11 protein-coding genes are annotated in these 13,639 nt (G+C 46.0%); 5 read left to right on the forward strand and 6 right to left on the reverse strand.

Features of this window, described 5'->3' with window-relative positions:
- Positions 1-552 precede the first annotated feature (552 nt).
- Entirely contained in the window at positions 553-1,032 is a 480-nt protein-coding gene (locus RH949_RS04235; protein WP_006100996.1) for an NADAR family protein, read from the reverse strand.
- Between the two features lie 953 nt (positions 1,033-1,985).
- Here RH949_RS04235 and RH949_RS04240 point away from each other — a divergent pair.
- On the forward strand, positions 1,986-3,422 hold the full coding sequence (locus RH949_RS04240; protein ID WP_446352021.1) for a carotenoid oxygenase family protein: 1,437 nt from the start codon (positions 1,986-1,988) through the stop codon (positions 3,420-3,422).
- Between the two features lie 820 nt (positions 3,423-4,242).
- Positions 4,243-4,593, forward strand: a complete 351-nt coding sequence (locus RH949_RS04245) for a hypothetical protein (RefSeq protein WP_044206886.1) — start codon at positions 4,243-4,245, stop codon at positions 4,591-4,593.
- On the opposite strand, the gene RH949_RS04250 is transcribed toward RH949_RS04245, so the two are convergent.
- The gene (locus RH949_RS04250; RefSeq protein WP_006100937.1) at positions 4,594-5,184 is read right to left on the reverse strand and encodes a hypothetical protein; all 591 of its coding nucleotides are present in this window, start codon (positions 5,182-5,184) and stop codon (positions 4,594-4,596) included. It abuts the gene before it with no gap.
- A gap of 227 nt (positions 5,185-5,411) precedes the next feature.
- Here RH949_RS04250 and RH949_RS04255 point away from each other — a divergent pair, with 227 nt between their 5' ends.
- Positions 5,412-5,867, forward strand: coding sequence for a helix-turn-helix domain-containing protein (locus RH949_RS04255; protein WP_446352061.1), 456 nt, complete (start codon positions 5,412-5,414; stop codon positions 5,865-5,867).
- 460 nt (positions 5,868-6,327) lie between these two features.
- Here RH949_RS04255 and RH949_RS04260 read toward each other — a convergent pair whose 3' ends face one another.
- From RH949_RS04260 to RH949_RS04275, 4 genes are all read right to left on the reverse strand, one after another.
- Complete coding sequence (locus RH949_RS04260) at positions 6,328-8,073, reverse strand: peptidoglycan D,D-transpeptidase FtsI family protein (RefSeq protein ID WP_446352022.1); 1,746 nt, start codon at positions 8,071-8,073, stop codon at positions 6,328-6,330.
- 237 nt (positions 8,074-8,310) lie between these two features.
- Positions 8,311-8,733 carry a hypothetical protein gene (locus RH949_RS04265; protein ID WP_157453148.1) on the reverse strand — a complete coding sequence of 141 codons (423 nt, stop codon included), beginning with the start codon at positions 8,731-8,733 and terminating at the stop codon, positions 8,311-8,313.
- A 164-nt stretch (positions 8,734-8,897) separates the two neighbouring features.
- Complete coding sequence (locus tag RH949_RS04270) at positions 8,898-9,044, reverse strand: hypothetical protein (RefSeq protein ID WP_446352023.1); 147 nt, start codon at positions 9,042-9,044, stop codon at positions 8,898-8,900.
- 8 nt (positions 9,045-9,052) lie between these two features.
- On the reverse strand, positions 9,053-11,197 hold the full coding sequence (locus RH949_RS04275) for a GAF domain-containing sensor histidine kinase (RefSeq protein WP_006100759.1): 2,145 nt from the start codon (positions 11,195-11,197) through the stop codon (positions 9,053-9,055).
- Positions 11,198-11,581: 384 nt separating this feature from the next.
- Between RH949_RS04275 and RH949_RS04280 the strand changes: the two genes are divergently transcribed.
- Both RH949_RS04280 and RH949_RS04285 read left to right on the forward strand, forming a co-directional pair.
- Complete coding sequence (locus RH949_RS04280; RefSeq protein WP_446352024.1) at positions 11,582-11,746, forward strand: hypothetical protein; 165 nt, start codon at positions 11,582-11,584, stop codon at positions 11,744-11,746.
- 150 nt (positions 11,747-11,896) lie between these two features.
- Positions 11,897-13,633, forward strand: coding sequence for a glycosyltransferase family 39 protein (locus tag RH949_RS04285; RefSeq protein WP_446352025.1), 1,737 nt, complete (start codon positions 11,897-11,899; stop codon positions 13,631-13,633).
- Positions 13,634-13,639: the final 6 nt, after the last annotated feature.

Below are 13,639 nucleotides of genomic sequence, written 5' to 3' on the forward strand. Positions count from 1 at the left end.
CAAGTGATGAATCAGAGGTTTAGCTCGATGCACCGACTTCACAAATCTGTATGAATATACTTAACTTATAGTTTAAGGATTCTTTGGTCTGAAATCAGTTTTCACATAAAACCCAGCCGTGAGCGAACCCTAACCTGACCGCCCTGAGTTGTATGTCACGCCTTTAATGGGCATACCCTCCCACCTTTTACACCCCTGATCAAGATTCCCCTGAGATACTTTAGATGCACATCAGCGAATCAGACGGTAAATGTGATTCTAAGTGGGTGGACACAATTAAAGTTAACGGTTGAGATTAGGGAACACCTCGACTTACTTCGACTTACTTCGACTTACTTCGACTTACTTCGACTTCGCTCAGTAACACGCTCAGTAACACGCTCAGTAACACGCTCAGTAACACGCTCAGTAACACGCTCGGTGTCTCACGGGGAACAGTAAGGGTTTGAGGGTGATGTACAAAACTTAATACAGCACCGTTTTCTTTTGTCCGACTACTTACCGTTTCCTCTGAATCACCTGAAAGCGGAAGAGTATGCGCCTGTTTCAGATTTACCGATCTACGAGTTTGCAGTTCGCCTGTGCTAAATGCTGTCGGATATGTTGACGAACATTCATCAGCATTTTCCCCAAATGATTCTCACCGGTTTGATCCTCACCACACCCCCAGTAGTAATCTGTGGGAGAATCTTCAACAATCACGTCTTCTCCGGTGTTCAGCAGGATTTGCTGAATATCAGGATGGGTAAGAAATTTGGTCAAAACCCCTCGCCACATAATCTGTTGTTTTACCTGTTCCCAATCAGGACGATGATTCCGGGTGCGATCGCGTCCGAGGAGGGCGGCTTCCATTGGTGTTGACACATTTTTTATTGTCCTGATCAAGGCTTCGTCTGTCGTCCCGACGAACTTGTGCGCCTGATAGTAATGCTCAACGGTTTGCCAACACCAGCCATCGATCTGGATCGGGTGGGGAGAGAAGTTGGAAAAGCAGCCATAGGGTTCCTCAACCTTATAAAAATAAATTGTCATGGCAAAACTATCAAACTATTTCGCTGGGCAAAAAGCCTCGTCTGATGACGAGTCATGGTTTCGGGTGCGGCGTCGGAAAGGATGTCCCGTTAAGCCCACCCCAGATTTAAGGGTTTAGTTATCTAGTCCTTTTTATTCGTCAACCGACGGCTGATTGACACCTAAATCTTATAGTAGCGATCACGAGACGTTTACGAGGAGGCAGATGAGGAGAGGGGGAGCTAGTACAGCGGGCATGGAAATACTTGAGCAGCTTTGTATCTGCGGGGGAGCAGCGGAGCAGGGGAAGTTTATGACGTGAGGTGAATCGCCAAACCCTCTAAAACAATAGCAGCCTGACCTGACTCATCTAAGGAATCTCCTCTTGCTATCACTAGTCTAAATAGAGTTGCACTGAACTACTACTCTTGAGTGGTCTTCAGTTGCATTGCTCCCAACAAGTTAATTGAGGAAATATTAGCGGCTATGGTTGGGCTGCTATTGTTTATTTGGATCGTTTCACTATCTGATGTGGCAGATATTACTGATACAAGGGAAATAAGATGGATAGTTATTTTACCTCCTGAACTCAACAGTGAACGGAAGTGTAATATCTGTCACTGGAAGCTTTCTTGCTTGCTTCAATTTTTAATCTATCACTGTTCCGGACAATGGTGTCAAAATGATAAACTAATTTACTTTTCGTTAAAATCTGTAATGTAATTGGGGGGAAATGTCGAAAAAAAAAGAGTCACTTGCGCGACTCTCTTGATTATCAGGGTGCATCTACGTATCAAACTATAGCACTTTAGGGATGAGGGGTGTAACCCCCTATTTTGTACGCTAAAACCTAAGGATAGTGCTGAAAGCCAGTCTGTAAAAGGGTTTCAGGGGAAAATGGATAAAAACCTAGCGCTCATTTTGTTACAAAAATTAACTAAGATAGAAGAAATAGTCACCCTGAATCGGGAACCATGCAAACAGCTACCCCACCATCAACCCGTAAAGCCTGGGCAAAGGCGATCGCTCAACCCGCCACTGAATTTCCCCTAACCCCCTTACCGATTCTCTCTGGCAGAATTCCTCAAGGATTACGAGGCTCACTGTATCGCAATGGACCTGCCCGTCTAGAACGAGGAGGTCAACGGATGGGACATTGGTTTGATGGGGATGGTGCTATTTTAGCGGTTCATTTCACCGATGCTACAGCCACTGGGGTCTATCGCTACGTGCAAACCCCCGCCTATCAAGACGAAGCCGCCGCCGGGACATTACTTTATCCTAACTATGGCACCAAAGCTGCAGGGCGAATCTGGGAACGGTGGGGTAAACCTGTGAAAAACAGGGCAAATACCTCTGTATTACCCCTACCGGATAAATTACTAACTCTTTGGGAAGGCGGGAATCCTTATGCACTTGACCTGCAAACCTTAGAAACCTGGGGGCGCGATCGCTTAGACTATTTAGGCGAGGGAGACTCGTTTTCAGCCCATCCCAAGTGTGATCCAGAAACGGGGGAGATATTTAACTTTGGCATCAGCCTCGGACTTAATTCCAGCTTAAATCTCTACAAAAGCGACTCAACGGGCAAAATCGTCCAAAAAGGAACGATACCACTCAAAGGCATACCCCTAGTTCATGATTTTGTCCTCGCAGGCTCTTATCTTGTCTTTTTCGTACCCCCTGTACGAGTGAATCTCCTACCCGCCGCCTTGGGGGTGAGTAGCTTTGGCGAGGCGATGGAATGGCGTCCCCAATTAGGAACCCAAATTTTAATCGTTGACCGAGAAACGCTTTCATTAGTCGCCCGTAGCGAAGCCGATCCTTGGTTTCAGTGGCATTTTGCCAATGGCTATGTGAATCAGCAGGGTTCGATTGTGGTCGAATTTATTCGGTATCCGGATTTTGGCACAAACCAACGTCTCCAAGAAATCGCCATCGGTGAGATTCATACGATTACCAACGAGATATTATGGCAGGTTGAGATCAATCCCCAAACTGGGATGATTATCGCCGAACGGGAATTGTTAGATCGATACGTCGAGTTTCCAGTGGTTCCAGACGCGCAAGTGGGTCAAGCCTCCCGTTCTATTTATCTAGCACTGCATCGCCAAGATATGGATCACCGTCGCGAAATTTATAGTGCGATCGCACGGTTTGATTGTCAAACCCAAACCCTAATCGAAGCCGATTTGGGCAAGAATCGCTATCCATCAGAACCTATCCATGCACCTGACGCGCTAAATCCAGAACAGGGGTGGGTATTAACCGTTGTTTATGATGGGAATTCTAACCAAAGTGAAGTGTGGATCTATGACAGCGATGCTCTTGATCAAGAACCTGCCTGTCGGCTGCAATTACCGCAGGTCATTGCGTTGAGTTTTCATGGCAGGTGGAAATCTGTTGGGTAACGTTTTCATTGGTCGCTTAAGACATAAATAACCCGCCTATAAAAAGCGGGTTAGCACGAGGTATTTTCAACTAGCTTTATTTTCAAAATGGTCTACTATCGAGGTTGACAGTCAGGAGGATCAGTTCGATTACAACCAGGGGGCGGACTTTGTTCTGTTGAAGCTAGCACTAACCTTTGCTGATTTACCAGAAAAGAGGAATCAAGTCTTCCTGGTTCAGATAGGGATAGACTAGCGAACAAAACCCAACTATAAATGTGCATTGTAGATGTCATTTGCAGCGCTTATACATTAAGACTGACGTTTTTGCTTCTTTAAGGAGAGTTAAAAATTAATCTCTACAAAAAAAATTCAAAGGCGTAAGTCATGTAATACTTGCTTCAGACTGTTCAATGCTTGATCCGCATAAAACTGGAAAAAATAATAAATTCTATAAATTTAACGACTAAGGGAGTCGAGCAGAAGCAACTATAGATAGAGAATAAAATTTATAGATTTATGATAAATATTTGTTGTAATTATTGTCAGCGTCTCGCCTGAGTAATAAGAAGTTGCGTTCTATCATGTCATTGGAACAGAGGATGGGCTACAGGGAGCCTACACTCGAACAAAGTGAAGGATTCCGCAGATGCTTCGCTACTGTTCCTTCGCTCAGCATGATAGATTACGTCTTTGACTGTAACTTGGTATAAGCCAGCCCTCTATCTTTTGCCTTCTGCCTTGTCCCAAGCAACAAGGGAATAGTTTATCCGGATTTAGCGATAATATTATAATATTATTCGCACAAAATTATCAGCGTAAACTCGTCTATTAAAATTAAATGGATTACAAAACAGCCCGTAACTTTGTGATTAATCAAACCACAATATCTGACCAAAATCAAGACGCCTTTTTGGTTCGACTCAAGTCGTACAAACCACCAATTCCAGGTCAGATTACCAATATTTTATTAGCCCTAAAGATGATATTTGAGCGTCTGCGAGATGCATCGACTCTAGACCGAGAACTTGTTCACGCCTTATATTTATTAGCTTATGAGAGCCGAGAACAGTTTGAAGCAGGGCGTCGGGCTAGTGTGAATTGGCCCCCCCTGCTCGATGAAGATCTCAAGCGCATTGCTCGTGTTGTGGAGAGTATTTTTTCAGGTATTTGGCAAATGAATGACCAATGACTAACGATTTCGCAACTCAACTTCAAGTTTGTCTAAATCTTCTGGCAAGAAAACCGTGATCCGCCCATTAATTGGCTTGCCATTCTCAGTTCGAGTCACTTCTAACCAATAGGCAAAGCGATCGCCTAATAAAAGCTCGCCTTGTCGTGCTATTAGCATTGGTCGATTTTGTCGTCGAGCTAAATCAATGGTTGCGGGTGTGGGATAGGCGTATACCAGGTTAGCTCTCTGGTAATCTTGATAGATTGCTGGACCATAAATAACTCGCAGTGACTCCGTGAGTCGTTCTGGAGTCACGCCGTTAATCATGTCATAGAAGGAAATTTGCTCACTTTGAATCAGGCGGCGATTCGTGGGAAAGGCGATTTGACCTGGAGGAAGCACCGAGGCTTCAAACTTAAATCGTTGAGCGGCGGTATTACGCTTAGTCACGACTAAGCCATCGCCAATACCGGGTTCTAAGGTAGGATGAGCCGCAATCCAAGCCGCGACGGTTTCCACGGTTTGACCGGGTAACGCCTGAGCGGGATTGGCTGTCAACCCCAGTATCATGCCAATGAATAGAAATGACCCCAGTTTACTTTTGTTCATCGCCAGCCTCCTTCAAGTTTTCTTTTCCCTTATAAACAATTATGGCAGTTAGCTGAACATCTCACCGTTCGCTCATCTCTGCGCCCTTTAGACATTTGGCAAAACAATTGTGAATAATATCGGGGCAAATTATATTTTTTAGCCAAAAAGCACAGGCGCTACCTGTAGGGGCACGGCAGTGCCGTTTCCCTACTACATGTGGAGTTTGTGCGTAAGCTCTGTAACTCCTGGAATTTCTGCGTCAGAGCAATCAAGCGGAAGTCATTCTCACCTTTACAGAAATTGAGGAAATTATGAATGACACCTTACCCGACTCAGCACGCAAAAAACGGGCATGGTGGAGCAATCGCAGCAAAGGCGCACTGCAAGCTTCTGCTTGGATGGAAGCCGGATATCGGGTTGAGGATGTTGATTTGGATCAGCAACGGGTAACATTTCGCCAACCTACGGCTAAACCCAAAGTTCCGCATCTGGGTGACACTGTGCTATGGAATGCTCAACTCATCAAGGCACTACGTCGCTATATGGGTTTAACTCAGGCAGAGTTTGCCCAAAAGCTTGGTGTACGACAGGCGACAGTTAGTCAGTGGGAAAACAGCGCTTATGAGCCGACTCTCGCTACATCTAAGTATTTAAGCCTGATTGCAGAACAGGTTGGATTTCACGTCATAGAAGAAGACTAGAACACTCAAACAAATTTCCCGGAGGGTATTTACATATTGATGCTCTACCGCATATTCCGACGCTTCCTGCCGACTTGTGACTACCCCGTAAACGGAGACTTTTACTATGTTAAAACCAAACTGTCCCCCTGGTGAACTCACCTACCAGCAAGGCTATCAACAAGCCAAGCGAGGATTTCGCGATCGCGCCTCTGTTCACCCACCTGGAAACCTACTCTGAGCCTGACTTTGATCCTGATGGGATGTAGCTTACCCCATCCGAACTTGAAAGCCTCGCCGCGATCCTGATCCGAGACTTAACTGCCAACCTGAACGGAAAGGCGATCGCACCTTATCTCAACGCCCTACGTCACGGTAGCACTGATTTACTGCACAGCTTCAGTTTCCGGCGATTTCGCTTCCCATCCCTTGATTTACCTACCAACTTTCCTCAGGTCAAATCGCCTTGGCAAAATGACAGTCATTCTGTCGCTACTTTTGGCTGGCTTGGCGGAATCTGCTCGATCGCGATTAAGGCTTCCATGACTGACTTGACAATTGGTGCAGCGACTGTAGAGCCAAAAGCATTTCCCTTCGGTTCATCCACCACCGCCATCACCACATAACGAGGAGAATCCACACTGAGAATTCCCACAAAGCTGGTAATTTTGGCATTGGTAAAGTATCCCCCCGTGGGACTAGCTTTCTGAGCCGTTCCCGTTTTCCCCGCCACTCGATACCCTGAAATTTGAGCCGTTTTTCCCGTTCCTTGGCTAACCACAGTTTCCATCATTTCCAGAACCTTCTGACTGGTTTCTGGTGAGAAGATAGGGCGGGGCGCACTCAGGCGTGGTTGCCAATATAGCTGACCTTGACTATCAAAAAGTCCTTGTACCATATAAGGCATAACTAACTTACCCCCATTGGCTAACGTAGCATGGAGTTGAGCAAGCTGAAGCGGCGTTAATGAAAAGCCTTGACCAAACGCTGTTGTGGCTGGTTCAATCGGAGAACTGGTAAACTTTCGCTGATTTTTGAGCTGTCCGGCGGTTTCAAAGGGCAGATCTGTTTCTAATCTCTGCCCTAATCCCAATCGTTCTAGCCAACCATAGTAAACCTCAGGCTGCATTTGCTGCATCATCCGCACCATGCCCACGTTACTGGAATGTTGCAGGATTTGTGCCGGATTGATCATGCCATGGGCTTTTTTGTCATAGTTGGCAATGGGCCACCGACCGATCTGAATCGAACCCGTATCATTAAATAAACTATCAGGACGAACTACCCCAGATTCCAGCGCGATCGCTACATTCAAAGGCTTAAATGTGGAACCCGGTTCATACAAGTCTGCCAATGCCCAATTTTTAAACAAACTAATTTCAGAGGTCGAATATTGATTCGGGTTATAGGTTGGTTCTGAGACTAACACCAACAAGGAACCATCCAAGGCATCCATAACAATTACAGTACCTCGTTTGGCATTAAATTCCTTAATTTTTTGCTTAAGGGCAGAACGTGCCGCACGTTGTAACCGACTATCTAGAGTCAGTTGCAACCGCAGATCATCTGAGTGGAGAAACCCTTCTGGAATATGATCCGGCATCAATGTACCATTACCTGCCCGACTCATTCGCAGCGTGCGAATTTCTCGTTCTAATAATTTTTCCTGAGAATACTCAATTCCTGCCTGACCTTGATGATCAACATTGACATACCCAACCACATCGGCGGCTAACTCTTGCTGAGGATAAAGGCGAGAATATTTGGGAATCAGTTCGAGTCCATCCAAACTTAATTGAGCAATTTTGTTCGCTGTATCTTCCGTTAATGACCCGCTAACTTGAATCCCTGTATTTCTTTTATTAAATAGCGTTTCCAAGTCAGTAGACGACTTGTCCAAAATTGGCGCTAGCTGAGTCGCTATAGTGACTTTGGATAGCTTAAACAGTTTGGGATGAACGTAAAGGGTATAGACGCGCCGATCCACAGCCAAAACATTACCATTACGGTCAACTATTGGACGACGCGGAATAAACGGGCGCATATAAATCATCTGCTGTTGCCTTGCTTTTTCTTCCAAGCTAGGTGAGATGACGACTTGCAGCCGATATAAATTGAATAAAAGCCCAAAACTCCCTGCCATCATGATTACCCAAATTAACAGCAATCTAAACCCAGGGCGTTGAAAATGTGTTGAGTTTTGAGTTTTGAGTTTTGAGTTTTGCATTCGATCATTCATCCTGCCCGAGTAACCTCTACGACTTGACCCAAACAATGAGTGTCACCGATTCGCTGGGCGCAATAGTCTCCTCTGCCCTTGTACTCTTCTACTCCCAATCGGGTTGGGATAAGCTCTAATTAAATCTTTTCTTTCTCTGCTCCCCCAGCTTCCAGACGCGCCATGGCACGTCTCTACATTGCTGCCCCAGCTCCCCCAGCTCCTTCTGCACTTGTGTGTGTTACCTCAATATCCCAAAGGAGTCTTTGCCAGGGTTTCTTGATCAGGCGTCTGATTCGGAGATTCCTGGAATGGGCGCTGAGGTGCCGGAGAGAGCAAAAGGGTATTGGCAGTAGTAGGTGTTACCAAACCTGTGGCAGGGCGTTCCGCTTGTTGAGCGAGTTGATCTTTGATGATTTCATTCGTTGTTGTCAGATCACGCTCATTCCGCTGGAGCGTTCCCAATTTTCGGTATTCTTGCGTCCACTGCTGCTGGGTATATACAGTCCAGGAATAAATGGTTAGTGTCACAATACCCAGGATCAGCGTGATCACATCCGAACCGCGTTGCAGAATCATCAGCGATCGCAACCAGCCAGGAGTCCGTTCTCGTGAGGTGTCAAGCCTTTCTACCTTTTGGCGACTGGTTCTAGAGGCCAAGGGGGACACAGGGCTTGATCGAGATGACCGCCTTTTCGAGGAAACCGGAACTTGGCGAGAAGGATGACGTTGAATTGGAACAGAACGAGAGACAGCATTCATAAGCGTTTGGCAGATATTTGCGTTTTGAGTTTTTAGTTTTGTGTAGGAGCAAGTTTGACTATTATCATTTCTTACCTGACAAAGGATGTGACAAAACTCGCCCCTACCGAGTTTTGAGTGCAAGAGTGTTGGCTGTTAACCATTGACTGAGAAAATTCTTCCCCATCTTCCCCATCTTCCCCATCTTCCCCATCTTCCCCATCTCTCCATCTCCCCATCTCTCCTGTCAACTTGGTTTAGCGACTTCCCGTGACAAGTCAGAAGCAGGAGTGGGGGATTGAGAGGACGAGGGACTCGATTTTAGGGCATGATGATGGCGCACGGGGATTTGCAAAATAAACTCAGTCCCTTGACCCGGTTGCGATCGCACGTCTAGTTGCCCCTGGTGTTGATTAACAATGGTTTGATAGGTCACGGTTAAACCCAAACCTCGACCTTCTCCAACAGCTTTGGTTGTGAAAAATGGCTCAAAGATACTTGAGAGAACCTCTGGATTAATGCCTACACCATTGTCAGCGATACTAATTTCTACCCGATCCTCATCCGAGGAATGGATGCTCGGTTTCCATTGCGTTCGCAGGGTAATCATTTTATCAGAATTGGGTGAACGATTGAGTGCTTCAATGGCATTCGTCAGAAGATTGAGAAATACTTGATTGATCGGCTTAGGGTAACATTCGACATGAGGGAGGTTATCGTAATGCCGTTCTATGGTAATCGTATTGATGCATTGGTTGTGCAGGATTAATAACGTATTTTCCAATGCCACGTTGATATCAATCAGTTTCAAGGAGGCTTCGTTGTGCCGCGAAAATCTCTGCAATAACTGGACGATTTCCTGAATTCGCCGGGTTCCCGATTGCATGGATTGCAAAATTTTTGGTAAGTCCTTGCTTAAAAATTCAATTTCTACCTCCTCCAAGATATTTTCCAGCCTCGGTGAGGGGTTGGGATATTCAGTTTGGTAGGCTTGCACTAAACGCAGCAAGTCATTGACATAATTTTCTAAGTAAGGAATATTGCCATAGATGAAACTAATGGGATTATTGATTTCATGAGCCACCCCAGCCACCATTCTACCTAAACTGGACATTTTTTCACTTTGAATCAGTTGGACTTGGGTCAGCCGCAGTTCTTCGATCATTTCTGCTAGTTTTTGGGCTTGCATAGCATTATGTGCCGCTTGTTGCTGGGTGCGGGTATATAAATATGCCTGTTGCAGGGAAATAGCGAGTTGATCGGCGACAGCTTGTGCCAGTTCTTGATCGTGTTTTGACCAATAGCGAATGTAAGCACATTGATTGAGGAACAAAATGGCATAGAGTTTACCATGGGCTTGAACCGGAACCACTAATGAGGATTTGATGTGGGCAGACTGGTATTCTTCGTTGTTGGTATCAATCCGTTCATCTTGGGTTACGTCGGGAATCACTACCGCCCGTCGGTGCTGAATAATCCACTGCGTAATTGGTCCTTGGGGATTAAATGTGTCTTTACAAGGGGTAAAGGGTTGGCGATACACCTCATAGAGATGATCCCGGTTTAATGACTCACCATTACAGGTAGCGGCGGTTTCTGAGTTGACGACTGGCAGATCTGAAGTTTGGTAATCCTCGACTAAATGCACCAAACATCGATCCACTTCCAAGGCTGAACGCAGATGGCTAATTGCTTCGGTTAATATGGTCTGGGGATCAAAACTCTGGCGAGTTTGGCTGGTAATATGATTAACGAGTTGCTCCCGAATGGCTTGGTTCTGGGTTTGTTCATAGAGTTGAGCTTGACGGATACCAATTTCTAAGGATTCCGCGATCGACTCTAAAAATTGAATTTCTGGAGTTGCCCAAAACCGAGGTTGTTCACAAAGACAAGCAATAAACCCAATTCCGTTTTCTTTACCTGTGACGGGAATCAATAAGCTGGCTTTATAGTCCCAGGGGGAGGGATTGGGAATGAGGGATGGGGGATTGGCAGAGGATTTCTGTAAAAGCTGTTGAATTCTCCACCTTAGTCCTGTGGGTGTCAAGTGCGCTGTGCCACGATTAACGATCCGTTTCCCTTCGGCGATCGCTCTTGCCATAGTACCAAAACATTCTAGGGGATACTCTCCCAAATACGAGGGCTGATGCTCATGCTGACGGCGTTCGCAGACAATCTCAACTTGTCCCCGTTCTTCCCAGTACCAGAAAAAACTACAACAATCAAGTCGAAGCAACGCCGCAATTTCGTCTACGGCTGTTTGCACAACAACTTGCAATTCCAGGGAATTACGGATGCGATCAACGATTTTTTGGGTTAGTGCTGCTTGCCTTGGGGGATACTTGATCCAAGCTTGGATCGATTGAAAAGCGTGATAAAGATTAGAAAACACAATGCATTCCTTAAACAATCCTCCGCACCCACCTTGACGGCTTGTCCTGATTTTATAGGCTAAACCATCAAAAAAACCCTATATTAACAATTATGCAGCTAATTTAGTTATTCTACGTAGTTCTTCAGAATTTACTGAATCATAACCAACCTTCAGACAACTGGGTCAGACAAGCGGGTGAATGTCATCCCAGTCTATCTGAACATCTTCCCTCACTCTCACGCTAGCGAAGCGGCGCGTAGCGAAGTGCCACCCTTATCGGTTAGAGTGGGTTCATTCTAGCTGGATTAAGGGAAAAAACAAGTAGTCGTGTTAAAAGTATAAAGTTATAGTAAGCTAGCGTAACGTCTGATTTGACGCAGTCTTTAACACAAAGGGGAGTGTATGACTAAGAAATTACTGAGTTTGCTGCTGGTATTGGCTTTGGGAGCTAGTTTGGGCGCTTGCCAAAATGACGCAGGCATAGATGAACCTCCAGCAGACGGTGGAGACGGCACAGAGTCTCCGGCTGAGTCTCCCACTGAGTCTCCCACTGAGTCTCCCGAGTAGAAAAGCCACAAAGAAATGCGATCACCTATTGATCGCCTTATCCCGGAAGCTGGAAACTATTTCCTAAGCCAAAACGCGATATCTAGACTTCATCGTCAGGTATCGCTTTTTACTTGGCTTCAAGCCTTGGTGTATCAATTGCCATGAACCATGAACCCTAAACAACGACATTGGTTGCACTTTGGGCTACTCGTGTTATGGATAGCCATTGGTGCAATTCTGCGCTTGAGTCGTTTGGTTTCTCTACCCCCATGGACTGATGAGTTCGCCACGATGGTCTTTAGTTTAGGCAACAGTTTTCAAACCGTGCCACTGAATCAGTGGATTAGTTTAGATGTCTTGCTCTATCCCTTGCATCCTGTGGCTGATGCAGATATTAGTTCAGTTGTCAACCATTTAAGCCAAGAAAGTACACATCCACCGATTTATTTTGTCTTAACCCATTTGTGGATCAAGGTATTTCCTACCGATGACGGATTGGTATCCTTATGGGGGGCGCGATCGCTCTCGGCATTATTGGGAATTGCGGCTATTCCTAGCCTATTTGGTTTGGGGTATCTGGTGTTTGGTTCTCGGTTAGTCGGTCAAATTGCCGCCGCAATGATGGCGGTTTCACCTTACGGGATTTTCCTCGCCCAAGATGCACGTCACTACACTCTGGCGATTTTATGGGTAATTGCGTCTTTATCCTGTTTAGTTGTGGCGATTCAGGGTATCCACCGTGAGGAACCGTTATCAGTAGGAATGGGATTAGTGTGGGTGGGTGTCAATAGTTTGGGCATCGCTACCCATTATTTTTTTAGCTTAACCCTTTGTGCGGAAGGAGTGGTGCTGTTGACGCAGGCTTGGCAACAGCGAAGGAAAGATCCTCAGAGTTGGGCGCGATCGCATTGGCGGCGTATCTATGGGGTTGCTTTAGGGACGCTTGTCGGGGGTTTAGTCTGGCTACCTGCTTTATCCAGTATCTACGGTAGCGAACCCACAGCCTGGATAGCCGACGGGGATCTCACTCGTGAATGGTTAGCACCCATCGGGCGGCTGTTTATTTGGGGGCTGAGTATGATCGTCTTGCTTCCCACCGCCACAACTGTTCTGCCGATTTGGATCGTGGTAATCTCCGGTATCGTAACGGTGGTATTTGTGGTTAGCCTGATACCGAGACTCGGTAATGGCTGGAAACTCCAGCAGCACTTTCCTGATCGCCGTTTAGCCTTGCAGATTTTGTCGGTATATTTAGGGAGTGCGATCGCATTAGTCTTGGGCATCACCTACGGTTTAGGTATGGACTTAACTCTAGGGGCGCGGTTTCAGTTTGTTTACTTTCCGGCTGTGATCCTGTTATTAGCGGGGATGCTGGCTGGAGTTTGGCAGCAGGTGACATTTGATTCAGCTTCTAGGCTAAAGCATGGCAAAGCAATTGTGGTCATGATTTGGCTGATGGGATTAATGGGAGGATTCACCGCAATTGGGAATTTAGGGTACTTACAAAATCACCGTCCCGATTTACTTGCACCTGTAATCCAAGAGGCGTCTCAATCTCCCGTATTCATCGCCACCACTCACAAGCATCATGGACAAACCGGACGACTGATGGGGTTAGCTTGGGAATTTAAACGGTTATCGGATAGGAATAATTCTGAAACGGATAGAACTGCATCTGCCCAATTTTTTCTAGCGGATCGTGATCCCAAAACCCGAACCTATACAGACGCGATCGCACGCTTGCAGAACACGTTAACTGAACTACCACGCCCCTTCGATTTATGGTTAGTGGATTTTCGGACTACGGTTGATTTAGAGGCGCAGCATTGTTTTCGCGATCGGTCTTATGGGTCATGGGCAGGGGAATATAAATATAAACTTTATCGTTGTCTGCCAGAAAAATAAATAAAA

It is taken from the genome of Coleofasciculus sp. A1-SPW-01, from assembly GCF_040217205.1.
In the GTDB taxonomy this organism is placed as follows: domain Bacteria; phylum Cyanobacteriota; class Cyanobacteriia; order Cyanobacteriales; family Coleofasciculaceae; genus Coleofasciculus; species Coleofasciculus chthonoplastes_A.